At 38.2% G+C, this 19,661-nt stretch carries 16 protein-coding genes; 2 read left to right on the top strand and 14 right to left on the bottom strand.

Annotated features, from left to right (window positions below; all coding sequences use genetic code 11):
* Positions 1 to 70: 70 nt before the first annotated feature.
* The 8 genes from CEF18_RS21700 to CEF18_RS21665 all read right to left on the bottom strand — a co-directional run bounded on the left by CEF18_RS21700 (position 71) and on the right by CEF18_RS21665 (position 8,649).
* On the bottom strand, positions 71 to 1,123 hold the full coding sequence (locus tag CEF18_RS21700; protein ID WP_110938573.1) for an arabinan endo-1,5-alpha-L-arabinosidase: 1,053 nt from the start codon (positions 1,121 to 1,123) through the stop codon (positions 71 to 73).
* Between the two features lie 111 nt (positions 1,124 to 1,234).
* Positions 1,235 to 2,194: a glycoside hydrolase family 43 protein gene (locus CEF18_RS21695; RefSeq protein ID WP_110938572.1), complete on the bottom strand. Its 960-nt coding sequence runs from the start codon at positions 2,192 to 2,194 to the stop codon at positions 1,235 to 1,237.
* 40 nt (positions 2,195 to 2,234) lie between these two features.
* Positions 2,235 to 3,740, bottom strand: coding sequence for an arabinosylfuranosidase ArfA (gene arfA / locus CEF18_RS21690; protein WP_110938571.1), 1,506 nt, complete (start codon positions 3,738 to 3,740; stop codon positions 2,235 to 2,237).
* A gap of 3 nt (positions 3,741 to 3,743) precedes the next feature.
* The gene (locus CEF18_RS21685) at positions 3,744 to 4,370 is read right to left on the bottom strand and encodes a YesL family protein (protein WP_110938570.1); all 627 of its coding nucleotides are present in this window, start codon (positions 4,368 to 4,370) and stop codon (positions 3,744 to 3,746) included.
* 202 nt (positions 4,371 to 4,572) lie between these two features.
* A complete protein-coding gene (locus CEF18_RS21680; protein WP_110938569.1) occupies positions 4,573 to 5,421 on the bottom strand; it encodes a carbohydrate ABC transporter permease in 849 nt (282 codons plus the stop codon).
* A 1-nt stretch (position 5,422) separates the two neighbouring features.
* A complete protein-coding gene (locus CEF18_RS21675; RefSeq protein ID WP_110938845.1) occupies positions 5,423 to 6,328 on the bottom strand; it encodes a carbohydrate ABC transporter permease in 906 nt (301 codons plus the stop codon).
* 111 nt (positions 6,329 to 6,439) lie between these two features.
* The gene (locus CEF18_RS21670) at positions 6,440 to 7,807 is read right to left on the bottom strand and encodes an ABC transporter substrate-binding protein (protein WP_110938568.1); all 1,368 of its coding nucleotides are present in this window, start codon (positions 7,805 to 7,807) and stop codon (positions 6,440 to 6,442) included.
* A 446-nt stretch (positions 7,808 to 8,253) separates the two neighbouring features.
* A complete protein-coding gene (locus CEF18_RS21665; protein WP_110938567.1) occupies positions 8,254 to 8,649 on the bottom strand; it encodes a VOC family protein in 396 nt (131 codons plus the stop codon).
* Between the two features lie 209 nt (positions 8,650 to 8,858).
* Between CEF18_RS21665 and CEF18_RS21660 the strand changes: the two genes are divergently transcribed.
* A complete protein-coding gene (locus CEF18_RS21660; RefSeq protein WP_110938566.1) occupies positions 8,859 to 9,800 on the top strand; it encodes an AEC family transporter in 942 nt (313 codons plus the stop codon).
* Positions 9,801 to 9,904: 104 nt separating this feature from the next.
* Here the strand turns inward: CEF18_RS21660 and CEF18_RS21655 are convergent, their stop codons facing one another.
* On the bottom strand, positions 9,905 to 11,311 hold the full coding sequence (locus CEF18_RS21655; protein WP_110938565.1) for an alanine/glycine:cation symporter family protein: 1,407 nt from the start codon (positions 11,309 to 11,311) through the stop codon (positions 9,905 to 9,907).
* Between the two features lie 366 nt (positions 11,312 to 11,677).
* Between CEF18_RS21655 and CEF18_RS21650 the strand changes: the two genes are divergently transcribed.
* Positions 11,678 to 13,462: a cellulase family glycosylhydrolase gene (locus tag CEF18_RS21650; protein ID WP_110938564.1), complete on the top strand. Its 1,785-nt coding sequence runs from the start codon at positions 11,678 to 11,680 to the stop codon at positions 13,460 to 13,462.
* 709 nt (positions 13,463 to 14,171) lie between these two features.
* Here the strand turns inward: CEF18_RS21650 and gloA2 are convergent.
* The 5 genes from gloA2 to CEF18_RS21625 all read right to left on the bottom strand — a co-directional run bounded on the left by gloA2 (position 14,172) and on the right by CEF18_RS21625 (position 19,572).
* The gene (gene gloA2 / locus CEF18_RS21645) at positions 14,172 to 14,558 is read right to left on the bottom strand and encodes an SMU1112c/YaeR family gloxylase I-like metalloprotein (protein ID WP_110938563.1); all 387 of its coding nucleotides are present in this window, start codon (positions 14,556 to 14,558) and stop codon (positions 14,172 to 14,174) included.
* Positions 14,559 to 14,700: 142 nt separating this feature from the next.
* Entirely contained in the window at positions 14,701 to 15,576 is an 876-nt protein-coding gene (gene galU, locus CEF18_RS21640) for a UTP--glucose-1-phosphate uridylyltransferase GalU (RefSeq protein ID WP_110938562.1), read from the bottom strand.
* Between the two features lie 353 nt (positions 15,577 to 15,929).
* Positions 15,930 to 17,210, bottom strand: a complete 1,281-nt coding sequence (locus CEF18_RS21635) for a nucleotide sugar dehydrogenase (RefSeq protein WP_110938561.1) — start codon at positions 17,208 to 17,210, stop codon at positions 15,930 to 15,932.
* A gap of 26 nt (positions 17,211 to 17,236) precedes the next feature.
* The gene (locus CEF18_RS21630) at positions 17,237 to 18,214 is read right to left on the bottom strand and encodes an SDR family oxidoreductase (RefSeq protein ID WP_110938560.1); all 978 of its coding nucleotides are present in this window, start codon (positions 18,212 to 18,214) and stop codon (positions 17,237 to 17,239) included.
* Between the two features lie 191 nt (positions 18,215 to 18,405).
* Positions 18,406 to 19,572 (bottom strand): nucleotide sugar dehydrogenase, encoded by a 1,167-nt coding sequence (locus CEF18_RS21625; RefSeq protein WP_110938559.1) that lies wholly within the window; start codon positions 19,570 to 19,572, stop codon positions 18,406 to 18,408.
* Between the last annotated feature and the right edge of the window lie 89 nt (positions 19,573 to 19,661).

Below are 19,661 nucleotides of genomic sequence, written 5' to 3'. Positions count from 1 at the left end.
ATGCAATAAGCGTGAGGGAAACTTGAACCACCTCTTAGTAAATCGCAGGAAAGAACCAGACATCATTCTATTAATTGATTTGTTTCGGCCAATCCTCTTGCCAGTCCAATGTGCGGATTTGCATTCGGATGACCCCATCTGCATCTCCGTCGTAATAATGGTAAATTAAATAATCTATCTCACCTTCTTGGAGAATATCTTGACCTCCTGGACCAATCTGATCACCTTTTGTACTAAGAATTACTGTTCCTCCTCCCTCTTCAAGAGGAACACCATCTTTGTCAACATAAGGTCCCGTAACAGACTCCGAGCGGCCAACTGCAATTTTATAAGTGCTATCTGTTCCATTACAGCACTGATCCCAAGATGTAAATAAATAAAAGTAATTTCCTTTTTCTATTATTGTAGGTGCTTCAATTGGGTTATGCGCGACCCCGGGCCTGTTTGCAAGCGTATAAATTTCTCCCTCTACCTCCGTCTGACTCGCCATTTTCTGTAGCTTGATGCCACTGAAATGGGAACCAAAGGCAATCCACCACGAGTCATCGGCTTCAAACACGTGGGGATCAATGGCATTATAATCTTCCGACCCTTGCTGTGAAGTAAGAACGGGTCCGTGATCAATCCAGCTTTCAGGATCTCCTGGTGTTTTCGAACTTGCCGCACCAATTGCAGAATTATTCGAGCCAAAAGAAGAAGTAGCATAATACAAATAGTATTCATCTTCTCTTTTTACAACTTGTGGAGCCCACAAGTGATTTGGTCCATACTCTTTTATCCAGTCAGGAACTGGAATTTCACCAATAGCTTCCCATTCCCCTTCCAAAGTACCTTCTGATTTTCTAATGTAAATTCCACCCGGATCTTCTTGATTTTGCAATTTCCCTGTGGAAAAAACATAATATGTATTTTGGTCCTTGATTATTGCAGGGTCATGAGCGGGGTCGTCAACCTCATCTTGAATGTAGTCCCCAATGTCACCGAACATTGTTAATTCCCCTTTATCCAGATTTCCATTATCGGTCTTTCCTTCATCTCGAAGTGGGAAACCCAGCATGACCGCTGAAACGACTACGACAACAACTAGTATTCCAACCCCTGCATAAAGTTTTTTTGACTTCAACGCTCCTCATCTCCCCTTTATCTAAAAGTCCATCTGTAAGTATCTTGTGAGAAAAAAGAACAGAGCTTGGTACTTGTGCTCTGTTCTCCATTAGTAGAAAGGAACCCCGAATTAAGCGTCAGGTTTCGGCTCTCCAAATACCGGAAAATCATCCTCTCCCCACTCTATTACCTGAGCCCTTGTGTGCCGGTTTGGGTCATACAAAGGATCTCCTTCGATTTCTTTATAATTTCTTCCGTGATAAATGAGCACATCTTTTTCACCATCTTCGCTCACGGTAAAGCTGTTATGACCTGGACCATATTGCCCGTTTCTCTCACTCGTTTGAAACACAGGTACGTCAGATTTTTTCCATGAAGCTGGATCAAGCAAATCGGAAGACTCATCAGCATGCAACATACCCATGCAATAGTTATGGTCTGTTGCGCTAGCGGAGTAAGTCATAAAAATCTTACCATTCCGTTTCAACACAGCAGCTCCTTCATTCACAAGATAACCGATTTTTTCCCATTCATATTCAGGGGTAGTAATCATCACTTGGTCACCTGTCAGTGTCCAAGGATTCTCCATCTTGGATATATACAAATTAGAATTCCCTTTAATCTCAGGATCTTTCTGCGCCCACACATAATACTGTTCTCCAAGATGTTCAAATGATGTTGCATCAAGACAAAAGGTTTCCCACTTGGTTTTTACTTGCCCCTTCTCCATCCATGAACCCTCAAGCGGATTTTCCGCATCACACTCTAGTGCAAACATTCTGTGGTCAAACAAGCCATCGGTCGTCTCTGTTGTTCCTGCAGCAGCGAAGTAGATATACCACTTATTATTGATAAAGTGAATTTCCGGCGCCCAAATATTTGCACTTAAAGGTCCCGATTCGTACTTTTTCCAAACAGTTACAGGATCCGCCTCGGCTAAGCCTTCAATCGTCGTTGCTCTTCTTACTTCAATCCGATCGTATTCCGGTACAGAACCAGTGAAATAATAATAGCCGTCTTCATGTTTATAAACCCAAGGATCTGCTCTCTGCTCAATGATTGGATTACGATAGTCATAGTTTGTATTCATCAAAACTCTCTCCCCTGTTCATCAGTGTAGTCATTTTCATTTAGTTAATTTTTTTCAGACGAATCACATTCCAGGACGCTTTTGTTAGAACAGCTTCTACGAATCCGTCTTTCAGCTGTGATTTCCCCTTGTTATGAGGCTTCACATCTTCTTTAAAAACAGTATTTACTGCTTTTAAATTTTCGTTTTCCAGAACAATATGTTCTTTCAGTTGGTAGTCTTCAAAACTACTAACATTGATATCTAACTTGAGTTCTTCACTGATGTGACGATTCAGTGCAAAAATAGTTACTTCTTCACTTTCTTCGTTATACACGACTGCCGTATCTAGATACTCTACATCCGTGAAGTCTTTCGTATCAAATTTCGGAGAAGAAACAACCGGATGTAATGACACCCCTCGGCCAAAAACAGATGTATGCATATATGGATAAAAAATTGTTTGCTTCCAGGAAGCGCCCATATTATCCGTCATAATAGGCGCAATGACATTGACGAGTTGAGCCATACAAGCCATCTTCACGCGATCAGCATGTTTCAAGAAGGTAATCAGAATACTTCCGACAAGTAGGGCATCCTCAAAGTTATACACGTCTTCAAGCTGTGGCGGCGCTACCGTCCAAGGTTCAAGCTTGCTATCAGAATCCTTCGAGTGGTACCAAACATTCCATTCATCAAAACTAAGCATCATCGTTTTTTTGCTTCGTTTTTTTGCTTTAATATAGTCACATATCGATGTCACCGTTTCAATAAATCTCTCTAATTCCAATCCGTTCGCCAAGTAGTTTTGCGAATCGTTGTCATAATTACCGAAATATTGATGAAGTGAAATATAATCCGCTTCTTCATACGTATGATCAAGTGTCTCCGCTTCCCATTCAGGAAATGTCGGCATACTAGAGTTGGAGCTACCACATGTAACAAGTTCAATAGACGGGTCAACTAGTCTCATAGCTTTAGCTGCTTCTTTTGCAAGTCGTCCGTATTCATAAGGCGTTTTCTGACCTACTTGCCAAGGTCCATCCATTTCATTTCCGAGACACCATGTTTTTATATTATGGGGCTGTTCATATCCATGTTTTTTGCGCAGATCACTCCAATATGAACCTCCTGGGTGATTCGTGTATTCAATGATATTTCGTGCCGCATCGATTCCTCTCGTTCCGAGATTAATCGCCATCATTACTTCAGTACCTGCTTTTTTAGCCCAGTCAGCGAATTCGTTCGTACCGACCTGATTCGTTTCAATCGTTCGCCACGCTAACTCTAACCGCTTCGGGCGATCTTCTTTCGGTCCAACACCGTCTTCCCAATTATAGGCGGAGACCATATTACCACCTGGGTACCGAACAATCGGAACGTTTAGTTGTTTCACGAGGTCTAGTACATCTTTTCGAAAACCTTGTTCGTCGGCTTCCGGATGACCTGGCTCATAAATCCCCCCGTATACCGCACGTCCTAAATGTTCGATAAATGAACCGTAAATACGATCGTCTACCTCAGCAATTTTATATTCTTTATCTACAACCATTTTTGCTTTTTTCATCTATTACACCCTTTCCGTCATCTGAAGTGCCTGCTTTTTTTCGAATTTTTCCAAAGTTTGGGTAAAGAACCACATCATTATATAAGACAAAACGCTTCCAGAGAAAAATAGAATAAAGACTGGCAAAGCTAATGACATATATCCTACTGTCCAGACAATGAGAAGAAACAACAATGCGATGTGAATTCTCCCAAGAACAAACATCGATGTTTTCCGGAGTATTTCTCGTCCATTCCCTTCAAAATGAATCGATACAGGTATAACGGACACGATCATTAACAAATAACTGATTACCACCAGGATAAACGCTATAACAACGAAAATAGGAGTTTCTGTTCCCGCTGCAACAATGATGAGGTAATTCACATAGAGAACAACACCAGCCAAAGCGATCATCCATCCGTATATATTTGCTTTCATAAAGTTACTTTTAAACATCGTCCAAAATGTCTTCACAACAGGAATATCTCGATCGCCTTGAATCCATTTCCTTGAGATCGAAAACATCGCTACTGTAGCAGGGAATAGACCAAGCACCCCTAGACCCAGTACGGTGAAAAAAAGCCACAATATATTTAACAATGCAAATTTAGTAAAGATTCGAGCGAATGAATCTAGTTTTTCCATCATATCGTTCTTCCTCCTCTCATCTTGGTTCTTAAGAAAAACGGCATAGCCGTCTTTTATTAAATGCAGCGTCAGCTTCCACCGCCTCGAGTAGCACCTACGTATTGAGTGTAGGGGCTACTCGAAATGAGGATGGTTTTCCCTTGATACGTGCGGTGTGAAGGTAGCTACCAATTATATTTTTTATCTTTTAAATACAGGTTGATTAACCTTTTACCCCACCAGACGTTAATCCAGCAATAAAGAAACGTTGGAAAAACAAGAACAAAATAATAATCGGTACAATACTAAGTACTGAACCTGTAAACAGAAGTTGATAGTTGTTTCCATATGGAGTCAGCAACGTTGCTAATCCAACAGGTAAAGTAAACATGTCATTCGATCTTAATACAAGTAACGGCCATAGGAAGTTATTCCAGCTCGTTAACCCTTGTAAAATTGCCATTGCAGCAAACGAAGGTAACATCAATGGTGCCATGATTTTAAAGAAAATCCCGTATTCTGTACAACCGTCTACTCTTCCTGATTCCATTAATTCTTTTGGCAGACCTACCGCATATTGTCTAAAGAAGAATACAGCAATTGGGGCCACAATTAATGGAAGCATCACCGCTAAATAAGAATCTACTAATTGAAATGCAATCATCATTTGGAAAAGTGGAAGCATGAGAATTTCAAAAGGAATCATTAAAATTAACAAGACAAGCAAGAAAATAAAACGTTTCCCTTTGAAGTCATACAAAGCCAATGCATATCCCACCATAGATGAGAAAAATAACGAGAGTACAATCAGTACACCAGATATGATTAAACTATTTACATACCACTGCCAATATTGTGCGCCGCTTGCACTGAAGATTGCCTCAAAGTTCTCGAATTCCAAAGAAGACAAGAACAACTCTGCCGAAAGTCCAAATCTCATTAAATCAGATGCCGGACTAAGAGAGGCAACAACTAGTGAAATAACTGGAAATAACGCTAGAAATGCGACAATGCTGAAAAGCACTACCAAAAGTGTCGTGAATAATTTTCCTTGAGATGTTTTTTCCTTCATATTAATCATCCTTTTTAAATGCGCCAGTTAAATAAAGTTGAATGGCACTTATGATCAAGATAACAATCAGAAGAACGATTCCAATTGCGGCTCCAAATCCCATATCATTCCGCTGAATCCCTTCCTGATAGATATATCCTACGACAGTTAAACCAATGTTCCCCGGAGAGCTTGTTTCCCAGAAAACAAAACTTTCTTCAAACATTCGGAACCCATTAATGATCGAAATTGTTGTCAGGAAAATAACTACTGGCTTTATAGCTGGAAAAGTGACATTTCTGAACTTTTGCCAAACATTAGCTCCGTCAATATCAGCCGCTTCGTATAAATCATTACTTACGTTTTGTAATGCAGCTAGAAAATAAAGGATATTAACACCCATCCATCTCCAAGAAGCGAGTGTTACCATCAGAAACATCCCTGTCCCTGCTCCATAACGCCACTCAAGTGGTGATAATCCTATAAGGTTAAGAATTTGGTTTGCAATAGCTCCGTCAGAATCACCAAATATCATGCGGAAAATAGTACCTGCCACAATGACAGAGGTGAGTGCCGGGATAAAAATCGCTGCACGGAAAAAAGTCGAGTACTTCATCAGTTTATGGTTCAAGAATATTGCAAAAATCATGGGCAATACCGTTAGGATTACAACGGTTAAAATCACGTAAACACTCGTATTTTGAAGCGCCTGATAAAAAGTCGGGTTGAACACCCGCTCAAAATTAGATAATCCAACGTATTCCACTTGTCCCGGTAATACCCGCTGAAAACTCATATTTACAGCGCTGGCAAACGGGTAAAGGAAGAGGAATAAAAAGGAGATAATAAATGGCGAAACAAAAATGTAAGGTGCTGCCTTCTTAGAGTATAGAAACTTTAATCGGTTTTTTTGAGGACCAGGTCCGATTGGTTTCTTCTCAGTTGAGAGAAAGTTTTGCACGGTTCTTGCCTCCTTCAAAAATGATACCCCAGGAGAAAGAATCTCTCCCCCCTGGGATACATAACTATCTGATTTTTATTACTCACTCATTCTACTTCTTACAGCATCAGCTGCATCTGTTAATGCTTCTTCAGGAGTCTTGCTCTGATCACGCAGAACAGAGTGCATGACATTTGATTGAATTTCCTGTGTTGCATTTGATGTCTGTTCCGTGATATTCACTTCTGCAATTTCATCTCTAACATCAAGCAGAATATCAAAAATATCATCATGGAAGTAGTCATAGAAACGGTTGTCTGCTCTCATTTCTTCGTTATCCCAAACGTCGTGTCTTGGTGGATCGAATCCTAGAATTTTCCATAATTGAATATTTCCTTCTTCAGTAAGTTTCGAATATGCTAAGAAGTCTTTAGCAAGTTCTGGTTCTTCAGTCTGGTTTGTTACAACCGTACCAGTACCACCCATACCTGCGGAACGATTTCCGCCTTCTTCCCACAATGGAAGTGGACGAATTTGCATTTTCCCATCAAGATCTTCCATATAGTCTAAGAAACGTCCCATGTACCACATTGGCATCATAACGGATGCTGCTCCACCTTCATTCATGTAACCGTAGTACTCTTCTGCGTGGTGAAAACCTCCAGGAGTAAGCTCAGCGATTTCATGCTCGTAAACTAAATCATGTAAAAATTGTAGCGTGTCGACATTAATGTCGTTGTCTAAAATAACATCGCCATTTTCGTCAAAATAGTCGGATTCTCTCTGACTAATCAACGGTTGGAATGACCAAGTCTCATCTGATTCTACCGTTGTCATCATCGCATCTGTGTTTTCTACGACCTTTTTACCAGCTTCAACATAATCATCCCATGTTTTAATAGAATCGATATCAACGCCAGCTTCGTTCATAATTTCCTCGTTATAATACATCACTGTTGCACCTACATGATAATCCATACCATAGAACTGTCCATCTTTCGCATACATCTGGTATCTCGATTCGACCAAATTATCTAGCTCTGGTTCGATCTTATCATTTAAAGGTAACATCTGCGGTTCCCCTTGCAAGAAGTTAGCAAACATACTGACTTCGATATCTGCAATATCAGGTGCTCCGCTTCCTGATTGTAAGGATAAAAGTAAATTGTTGTGCATCTGATCGATAGGATATGTTTCAGCTGTTAGTTGAATCGCTCGATCAGGAAACTCTTCGTTCCAGCGCGTGACAGCGTCTTCAAAAAATCCTGTATGAAGCTCATTAAAATTCCAAAACGTTAATTCTGTAGCACCTTCAACATCGTCACCAATAACTTGTGTCGCTTCTAAATTTGGACCATCAGAAGCCTCTTCATTTCCACTATTATCGCTGCCACCATCGTTGCCATTATCTCCACAACCTGACAGTAACAATGCTCCAGATGCCATTAAAAATAAAAACTTTTTCATTCTCGAACCCCTCCTATTTCTTAATAAAGTGTTGAAAAACCAACTGCCTTCATCGTAATCCCTAGTAATCTAGGAACAACAACGCCTTATCAAACATATTTCTTCCTCCTCATACATGACACGTACGTATATGCTTTTTTATAATCTAGCATTTCTGTTTACGTATATGCTCAAACAGCGTTAAACTTAGGTTAATCGTCTCTCTTAAAATGGTAATCTATTCTATGATGATTGATGCACCATTGAAATGAAACGCTTACAGATTGTTTTACAACTTGTACGTATGAGGTGTGATTCAATTATAAAACAGACCCAACTTATACGCAAGTCCTTTTTTAATAATTCCAAAAACCTGCTTAGTTGACTTGCTTTTCTTTCTCTTATCTCTAAATCCCAAAGCAAAAAGGCTTGGAAACCCAAGCCTTTCTGATTATATAGTTATTGTTTCACTCCTCTAAATCTTTTTGCTCTACATTAAACTCTATCAAATTGTGATCTGGATCCATGCAAAAGATTTGCGCGAATCCGCTTTTGCTTTTAGGCTTTTCAACCACTTGCACCCCTTTATTTTTCAAAGAACTCAGCGTCTGATGATAATCTCTAACGCGGATTGCAAAATGCCCATCTCTTGAATTGATATTGTTCTCTTTCCTGAGTGTATTAGATTCTGGGTAAACAATTAAATGTAATTGTTGATCCCCCAGGCTATACCAAGCACCCGAAAAATCAAAATCCGGTCGCTGCAACTCAGCAAACCCAAGTACCTCCCCGTAAAACTCTTTTGCTTTTGTCAAATCGGTCACACATAAACTCACGTGATGCAGTCCTTTTATTTCAATCATTTAAATCCTCCGATCCATACTTAATTTTTTATCTTTCTATAGTTTATAACAATGTGATTGTAAATAAAAATCCAATCAATGTTATTTTACTAAAACCAAAAATATAACTTATCCCCCCTTCCCTAAAAATCTTTACAGCATAGTAAAAAATCCGTAAGCTGTATAGAGAGTACATATATATATATATATAGAAGAAAGGAGCTTTAAAAATGGATATAACCGTCGTTATCACTTCCATTGCTGTCATGGGAATAATGATTGCTTTAGGAGTTTTCTTTGCTTTTAAGGTCGTTGTGACCGCTGAAATAAAACAAACGTTAATTTTAATCGTTTTAAATATTGCCGTTCCATCCGTCATTTTAAATGGTGTTTTCAATACAGAAGTATCCGATAAACTTTTAAATCAAGCAATTATTATTTTTGGGATATCGATTATTTTTCATTTAGGGGCTCTCTTATTGGCTTGGGTCTTCACAAAGATTTTCCGCTTTGAATCCGTATTTGCCAAGAAAATGACGATACTCGCTGCGCTTGGCAACACCGGTTTTATCGGGATCCCTTTATGCGCGACCATTTTCGGTCCTGTGGGCGGATTACTGGCGGCTATTTTCGATGCTGGGCTTGATATCATTCTATTTTCCGTCGTTATTTATATGCTCCAATCAGGAAGAGGATTGAATATTAGACAGCAATTAAAATCCTTAGTAAATATTCCTCTTTTAGCTGTAATCATTGGTCTAACCTCTGCTTTCATCGGCTTCCAACCACCTGAAATAATCAAGCAGTTAACAGCTCTTCTATCTGGATTGGCAGCACCCTTAGCCATGCTGTACTTAGGGATACTGGTCCAGGGTCTATTTGCAAAAACAAGGTTCACTATTTATCCGCAAATCTGGTTCCCTCTGGGCATTAGGTTAATCATCATCCCGATCCTTGCTCTGTTGCTGATTTCTTTAACTAATTTGGAGGACTTGATTATTCATATTGTCATTATCTTATCAGCGATGCCAACATTTACTCTGGCAGCGATATTATTCTCTCGCTACACCGGTGATGAGGAAACTGCAGTGATGACCATCGCCTTTTCTACGATATTTTCACTCCTGACAATACCACTTATTTCTTATCTATCTGTCCACTGGTTATCGTAATTAGGCTTAGGACTGATGCTTCGAGTTGTCTCGACGGATTCAAGCTCTCCGTTCGAGGAAAAAAAACAGTCTCGAACCTAAGTCCAAAACTGCTTCTTTTAACATTACTTTTCTTTATCTTCCCAGCTTTCAATATTTTTCAAGCCTTTAATACTGTCACGGAAAAACACTGGATCGAGACCTTGCTTTTGCTGATCCTGATAATTCTTCAAAGCTTTAAACGCAATTTTACTCAACAATGCTACAGCAATCAAGTTTACTACCGCCATCGATCCCATAAACAAATCGGCCATTGCCCAAATAATATCTAAATCACTTGTGGAACCGACCAGAATCATGATGAGAAAAGCAATTCTGAATAGTGTCAAATAAATTGGTTTTTCAGTAATAAATTCTATGTTCGCTTGTCCGTAGTAATAGTTACCTAATAACGAGCTCACAGCGAAAAAGAAGATAGCGATCGTAATAAATATTGTCGCCCAGTCACCCATATGTGCAGCCAGTGCTTCTTGAGTTAACTGAATTCCTTCCATATCTCCAACCGTGTAAACGTCGGTAAGTAAAATTATAAATGCAGTTGCACTACAAATAATCAGCGTATCAATGAGAACACTTAACGACTGAATCAACCCTTGCTTGACTGGGTGTGACGTATATACTGTAGCCGCCGCGTTTGGCGCACTTCCCATCCCAGCTTCGTTGGAAAAGAGACCACGCTGAACCCCATTCATAATCGCAGCACCGATACCGCCTCCAACTACTTCTTGAAGACCAAATGCATTGTTAAAAATGAGCGCAAAAACTGCAGGCACTTCTGTAATATTAACGATCATAATAATGAGAGCTACCATAACATATGTAATAGCAAAAATTGGGACAATAATTTCTGCAACAACGGCAATACGCCGTATTCCACCGAAGATAATAACCCCCATAATAGCTGCAATGATGAGCCCAACTAGAAGCGGACTAACGTCATACGCACCTCTGAAAGCATCAGCAATTGTATGTGTCTGAACACCGTTAAATATGAGACCGAAACATAATATCAGTAGTATAGCAAATAATAATCCAAACCATCGTGCCCCAAGCGCTTTTTCCATGTAATACGCTGGACCACCGCGGAAACCATCCTTGTCTTTCACCTTGTAAATTTGTGCAAGTGTGCTTTCAACAAAACCAGTTGCAGCTCCTATAATAGCGACAATCCACATCCAAAAAATTGCACCAGGTCCCCCAACAGATATCGCTAAAGCTACCCCCGCTAAATTCCCCGTACCAACTCGAGCAGCCGTGCTTATCGCAAATGCCTGAAACGGGGTGGTTCCTTTTCTTTCTCTAAATGCTTTCCGATCTGTTCCTTTTACTAACTCTTTCACCATGGAAGGCAACATTCTAAATTGAACAAATTTCGTTCTAATTGAAAGATAAAGTCCTAAGATTAAAAGTAATCCGATAAGAACATACGTCCATAACAGATCGTTACCAAACGCAATTAAATCACTTAACATAACATCAGCCTCCTCAATAATCCGTTCGATGTTTATTCCCCTATTTGAATTCGTCTTAAACATGTTTTGTTAGATTCGTGCAAATTATTCTGGAAATGCTGTATCCCAAAACATCTTTTCATGTGTATAAATAAAATAAAAGCAAATTAGCATTAACTAAATCTAAATTAGGAACATACATATTAGCCTGTACCTATAATAAATAACTGAATTTTCCACTTATTTTTACAGTATCCACTTAAATATCACCATGTTAAAGTTAACCTTGAAAGCGTTATCAAAAGGAGGTTTTTTTATACGAGAATGTTTTCATTTTGTATCTAATCATTTATAGAAAAGTTCCCATCACTAAAAGGAGGTTTTATTTTGAAGGATACTTTAACTAATTTCCCATTCAATCATTCTCTATTTCAAAAACCTAAGAATCTGTTGTTAATCACCATTTTTCTGCTTGGTACTTTGATTGCCCCTGCCATAACCCACGCTAACATTAATGATCAATCTCAAAATAACCAAGAGAGTAGCATCCAAACTTATACAAACGCAATGCAGCCTGGATGGAACTTGGGTAATTCGTTTGATGCTGTTGGAGAGGACGAAACGGCTTGGGGTAACCCTTACGTGACACAAGAGTTTATTAAAGAAATTGCTGCAGAAGGATATAAAAGTATACGAATCCCTATTACATGGGATGAAAGAATGGAAGAAAACGGTGACTATATGATAGACCCAGATTTCCTTGCGCGCGTTGATCAAGCAGTCAACTGGGCACTCGAAGAAGATATGTATGTAATGATCAACATTCATCATGATTCATGGTTGTGGTTAGAAGAGGGAATGCAAAGTGATTATGACAGATCGCTTGCCCGCTATGATGCAATATGGACCCAGCTCGCTGAACATTTTAAGGATTACTCTAACAAGCTAATGTTCGAGAGTATTAATGAACCTCGTTTTTTTGGTACCGATTCGGAAAGAAACGAGTATCTGAATGAATTGAACACCTCTTTTCACAAAATTGTTAGGCAGTCAGGTGGAGGAAATGACGTTCGCCCACTAGTTTTACCAACAATGGATACCGCATCTTCGGCTAGCGAACTAGATGCATTATACGATACAATACAGAAATTAAACGATCCAAATATTATATCTACCATTCACTACTATGGATATTGGCCATTTAGTGTGAATATTGCTGGTCATACGACATTTGATAATGAAACGAAAAATGATATTATTGCTACCTTCGATCGGGTCCATGATAAGTTTGTTGCAAATGGGATTCCAGTAATCCTTGGAGAATATGGTCTGCTCGGTTTTGATCAGCACACTGGAGTAATTCAACAAGGTGAAAAGCTCAAATTTTTTGAGTTTATGACTCATTATGCCCAAGAAAAACAAATTACACATATGCTGTGGGATAACGGTCAGCATTTTAACCGGCATACATTCGAATGGAGTGACCCAGAATTATACGAAATGATGAAGGCTAGCTGGACAACTCGTTCATCGACCGCCGAGTCTAATCTAGTCCATTTAAAGAAAGGGGATGAAATTAAAGATATCTCCATGCAGTTGAATTTAAATGGAAACGAGATGACCTCCCTTAGTGTAGATGGCAGAGAGTTAGTCCATGGCAGTGACTATGAGGTAAAAAGTGATGTATTGATATTCAAAAAGAAAGTACTTGCTAGACTAACTAACTTTGATAATCTAGGTGTGGATGCAACAGTGACCGCCCATTTCGACAAAGGGGCCGATTGGAACTTTCACTTAACTACCTATGATACCCCTGCTCTTCAAAGTGCGGAAGGTACTGCCAATGAATTTGTCATACCAACGTTGTTTAATGGCGATACACTTGCAACAATGGAAGCTGTTTACGGTACTGGCGAGAATGCTGGTCCACAAAATTGGACATCCTTCAAGGAATTTGCCTATACTTTCAAACCTTCTTACGACACAAATCAAATTATATTGTCTCAGAATTTTTTCAATGAGATTAGAGATGGAGAAGAAGTAATCTTGACCTTCCATTTCTGGAGTGGCGAGAAAATAACATACACAATCATCAAAGAAGGAGATACTGTGGAGAGCATCTCGGCAGACCCTACTTCTCTTGATCAAAAACCAAAGAAAAAGAAAAAATAGCAAGTATGAGTAACTTTTATCCTGACAAATTCCTTAAACACAGAGCTGGTAGTAAAAACTACCAGCTCTGTGTTTTTTACGAAAACATTGTATCATGAATTTTTTGTTATATGAACTAATCGAATACTTTCCGTATTGTCCTTTCATTTACTTTGCATCAAGCTGAACCTTTTGTTTACTGAAACCAACGCAAATTAACCTCTATTTTTAAGGTCTCTATCCTATCATTCCCTCATTCCTGCTGTCACCACTTTCTATATTATGATTTACCTGATTTCGCCCCCAAAAAAAGATTTCCTTATAAAAAATAGCTCTCTTGTTAATCCTTAGAGATAGATAGCCTTTCAATCGTCTGTCCTTTCGGAATAGGGAAATGAAGGAGGTGTACTATGGTTAAAGAAGGTTCATTTTTTATTGGAATGTTTTGGGGCATCCTTTTCAGTAGTCCATTTTGGATATCCGTTTTTGTGGTAATTAAGTATGTACTTTCCTAGAGTAAATCGTGTCTATAAATTTTTCAGGAAACATACAGAAGTCTCACCCTAAACATTTTCGTCAATCTACGCATGTTACTTTCCTTTATACATGAAATAAGTTATCAATATAGTTAACTTTCTTTCCGATTAGACCCATAAAAAGAGGAAGCCCATATCCTTGTAATTAGGATGCGGGCTTCCTCTTTTATGCGTGGACCAAACACTACTTCATATTACTTCTCATACAACTCAATCGGGAGGCCATCTGGATCCGAAACAAATGTATACTTTTTGTTTGTATCGGTATTGATTCTTATTGCTTCTACTGTAAGGCCTTTACTCGCTAAATGGATGACAGCATCTTTAATATCTTCTACTTCGAAGGCCAGATGTCTTAGTCCCGCTGCCTCTGGATAGTTGGGACGCTCTGGAGAATTTGGGAACGAAAATAATTCAATTTGATATGTATCGTTTACTGCTAACTCCAATTTATAAGAATTACGTTTTTCACGAAAGACCTCATTTCTAGGTTCAAGTCCGAGAATCCTTACATAGAAGTCTTTTGATTTTTCATAATCGCTGCATATAACTGCAACATGATGAATTCTAGTTAATTTCACTCATACAAACTCCTCTCAACAAAACTAATTACTTATAATGACTAAAAGAGATGAGATTTAACCATCTCCCAGTTATTTAATTATTTGATGGACCATTTTTCCATTAATACCAGTCACAAATAGAAACTTCAATAACAGTTTATTATTCGTTATTTGTAATCTTTTTTAAATACTCTTGAACATCCTTTTTCAAATCATCTCGTTGTAAAGCAAAGTCAATGGTAGCTTTTACAAATCCAAGCTTGTCTCCCACATCGTATCGGTCTCCAGTGAATTCATAAGCTAAAACGACTTGATTCTCATTCAATTTCTTTATAGCATCAGTTAACTGAATTTCATTGCCTGCACCAGGTGGCAACTCATCTAAGATCTGAAATATTTCCGGGCGTAAAACATAACGTCCCATGATAGCAAAATTCGATGGAGACTCTCCTTGCTTAGGCTTTTCAACTAAGTCTTTAACATGGATAACACCTTGCTCGACTTCCATTGACTTAGGGGAAACAATTCCGTATTTTGATACATCTTCATCAGGTACAGGTTGAACTCCGACAACTGAAGAATTATATTTATCAAATACATTAATTAATTGCTTTAAACACGGAATATCAGATTGAACAATATCATCGCCAAGCAACACAGCAAACGGCTCATTACCAATAAAATGTTTGGCACAACCAATCGCATGACCAAGACCGTGTGGTTCCTTTTGTCGGATGTAATGAATATTAGCCATATTCGAAATTTGCTGTATTTCAGCCAGTAGCTCCATTTTTTCTTTTTTCAATAACGTCTCTTCAAGTTCATAGGATTTATCAAAATGATCCTCAATTGCTCGTTTTCCACGACCACTAATTATAATGATATCCTCTATGCCCGAAGCAATCGCTTCTTCAACTATATATTGTATAGTCGGCTTGTCGACTATTGGTAACATCTCCTTCGGTTGTGCTTTTGTCGCTGGTAGAAATCTAGTGCCTAATCCAGCAGCTGGGATAATCGCTTTCCTAACTTTCACTTCTCATCCGCCTCCTTAATTGATGGATCCTGACAATCAACATCACTTGAAAAATATACTCTTCAGCCAACTATTGGAAGATTTTCGATATTAACTCTAACACACTCAGAATCAAATATCTTCAAATAGACAACTTAGTTTCATCAAAACTTTCTATAAATTAATCAGACCTTTCCAATACCTTTTATTCCATAACAATTTTGAATACACAATGTTTCCTCTTAAATTAAGTAAGCAGATACCTACTAGATACCTGCTTACTTTTAAATTCAGCTTAGATAAACGTGAAATAATTTTATCATAACCTTATCCGTACTCATATTAAACAGTGTTTTTAAATATTTCTAGTAAATCTATAGGCGCCATAATGTAATAGCATCTGGACATGTTTTGTTGTTCAAACTACCTTTAACGTCCATAACAATTCCTTTTCTATGTTTTAATAAAGTATCAAATTGTTGCCAGCCTTTATCCAGATAATATTGGTGGGGAACAGCAAGGACAACTGCCTCAGATGGTTTTAATTCCTCATAGTTTACAAGGTCTATCCCATATTCCTCTTTTGCTTCTTTTGGAACAGCATAAGGATCTGTCACTTGTACATCTACACCAAATTCTTCTAATTCATTGATGACATCAATAACACGAGAATTACGCAAATCAGGAACATTTTCCTTGAAGGTTAGCCCTAGCACCGTAACTTTTGCGCCTTGAACAGCCATATTTTTATGAATCATTTCTTTAATTAACGAAGTGGCAATATGTTTTCCCATTCGGTCATTGATTCTACGTCCAGCTAAAATCATTTCAGGATGATAGCCGATACTTTCGGCTTTATGTGTTAAGTAATAAGGATCAACACCAATACAATGACCGCCTACTAGCCCCGGCGCAAAAGGAAGGAAATTCCACTTCGTTCCAGCTGCTGCTAAGACTTCTTTCGTATCAATACCCATACGATCAAAAATAAGAGAAAGTTCATTCATAAGAGCAATATTTAAATCTCGTTGTGTATTCTCAATTACTTTAGCCGCTTCCGCCACTTTTAAAGAACTTGCTTTGTACACACCAGCAGTAACGACCGATTCATAAACCTCAGCAACGATATCAAGCACTTCAGGTGTTTGTCCTGAAACAACCTTCATAATAGTTCTGAAAGTATGTTCCTTGTCTCCAGGGTTAATTCGCTCCGGTGAGTATCCGACAAAAAATTCTTCTCCAGCTTTTAGCCCTGATTCCTTTTCTAATATAGGAATACATACTTCTTCTGTCGCACCTGGATAAACAGTTGATTCAAAAACAACGATCGTTCCCTTGCTAAGATTTTTCCCAACTGTTGCTGATGACTTTTCCAATGGTGTTAGATCAGGTTGTTTATTTTCATTAATCGGAGTCGGTACTGCAACAATAATGAAGTCACACTCACTTAATCGTGATGCTTCTGTCGTAAACTCCACATTTGCTTTCTCAAGCTCATGACTCTCCACTTCATTTGTATAATCTTGATTTTGCTTCAGTGTAGAGATACGATGCTCATTAATATCAAACCCTATAATTTTATGTTCCTGTCCAAAAGCTACAGCTACGGGTAAGCCTACATAACCGAGCCCTACCACACCTATCTTTCTGTTCATGCTTAATACACCTCTTCGGTATGAATTTATTTAGCTCCTAAGTTTTCTACATACCATGCCATTGTTCGTTCTAATCCTTCAAAGACATCGATCTTCGGATCATATCCTAAAAGCTTTTTAGTTTTAGAAATATCAGCTAGAGAGTGAGGGATATCGCCTTCACGCGGCTCTCGATAATTAGGTTTAATCTCTTTATCTAACAACTTACAAATAATCTCGTACAATTCATTCAGTGTAATTTTCTTTCCATAAGCTATATTAAATGCTTCTCCACTTGCCTCTGTACCAGCTAAGCATGCCAGTAGATTAGCTTCAATCACGTTATCAATATACGTAAAGTCTCTTGTCTGAGAACCATCCCCATTAATATTCGGTGCTTGATCTTTCAGTAAATCCCGAATGAAAATAGGTATGACTGCTGCATATGTAGAGTGCGGATCCTGTCTTCGTCCGAATACATTAAAATAACGTAGGCCAACTGTTTCTAACCCATATAATTCGAAATAGTTCTTTGCATAAAGTTCATTTACTTTTTTCGTTATCGCATATGGCGAGAGCGGCTTTCCTTCTCTTCCTTCTACTTTTGGAAGAGTGGGTTCATCCCCATATACTGACGAAGATGAGGCGTACACAAACTTCTTAACACCTGCATCTTTTGCAGCTTCTAACATATTTAATGTTCCGTGAATGTTAACTTCATCATACACAAGTGGCATACGAATCGAGCGGGGTACCGAACCCCATGCAGCTTGATGAAGGACATAATCGACACCTTTGACCGCTGCTTTGCACGTCTCTAAATCTCGAATATCGCCTTCAATAAATTCAAACTCATATTTTGACTTCAAATCTTTGATATTTTCATGACGTCCGTTAGAGTAATCATCTAAAACTTTGACTTCAAAACCATGCTGTAATAAAAAATCAGCCAGATTCGAGCCAATGAAGCCGGCTCCACCTGTGATTAAAAACTTATCACTACTTTTAAAACGATCTAAGATCATAGTCCACCTCTTCATATTTATATTTTCATTTATAATATTAATAACTTTCTCTATTTTACTACATTCTCTAGTGTATTCCTATTTGTATCAACAGGCTTATCACCAAGCTCTTTTATATGATCAATACAAGAGCTTATAAAATCACATGGACGAAGTCACTTACCAAAGTTTTGATAAGTGACTTCCAAGCATCAATCAATATTAAATAAGTCTCTTGTATAAACTTTATCTTTTACATCAATTAATTCAGGATTTAAACGATTTGAGACAATGATATCAGAAATTTCCTTAAACTCTTCAAAGTCTTTGATAACTCGGGAGTGATAGAACTCTTCTTCTTTCAAAACTGGTTCATAGACAACAACTTCGATCCCTTTTGACTTAATTCTCTTCATAATTCCCTGTATAGCTGAAGCTCTGAAGTTGTCAGAGTCCGTCTTCATCGTTAATCTGTATATTCCTACTATTTTCGGATCTTTTTCGATTATTTTAGTTGCTACGTGATCTTTTCGGGTGCTATTTGCATCTACGATTGCCCCGATGAGATTATTTGGAATGTCTTCATAGTTTGCTCGTAGTTGTTTGGTGTCTTTTGGTAAACAATATCCACCATATCCGAATGATGGGTTATTATAGTGATTACCAATCCTCGGATCAAGTCCTACCCCTTCAATGATTTGCTTTGAATCCAGTCCTTTTGTTTCAGCATAAGTATCTAGCTCATTAAAATAAGCAACTCGCAGTGCCAAATACGTATTTGAGAATAATTTGACTGCTTCAGCTTCCGTCGAGTCTGTGAATAAAACATCGATATCTTTCTTCTCAGCACCATTCACCAATAAACTTGCAAATTTCTCTGCCCGGTTTGATTTTTCTCCAACGATAATTCGTGATGGATGGAGGTTATCATAGAGAGCTTTTCCTTCCCGGAGAAATTCCGGAGAAAAAATAATATTATCAGTTTTATATTTTGCTTTAATTTCTTTCGTGTATCCTACTGGAACCGTGGATTTAATCACCATTACTGCATCTGGATTTATATTCATTACCGTTTCGATAACTTTTTCAACTGTAGATGTATTAAAATAGTTTTTTAAAGGATCATAATCGGTCGGAGTTGCTATAATGACAAACTCAGCATCCTTGTATGCCAGATGGGTATCCATTGTAGCAACAAGATTTAATTCTTTTGTTGCCAAAAACTTCTCTATCTCATGATCTACAATCGGTGATTCCTTTCGATTAATCATGTCAACCTTTTCTTTAATGATATCAATTGCAACTACCTCACTGTTTTGAGCTAGTAAAACTGCATTTGATAACCCTACATATCCTGTACCAGCGACTGCAATTTTCATTCTTTCCACACCCTCATCGTTTAAGAATACTCTTTTCTTTTTGTTACCCTTCAGTATGTATATTTAAGCATTCCATTTGATCTAACATT

The sequence above is a fragment of the Salipaludibacillus neizhouensis genome, assembly GCF_002886185.1.
In the GTDB taxonomy this organism is placed as follows: Bacteria; Bacillota; Bacilli; order Bacillales; family Salisediminibacteriaceae; genus Salipaludibacillus; species Salipaludibacillus neizhouensis.
The sequence above is the reverse complement of the archived record's forward strand: the minus strand, read 5'-3'. Positions and strand labels throughout refer to the sequence as shown.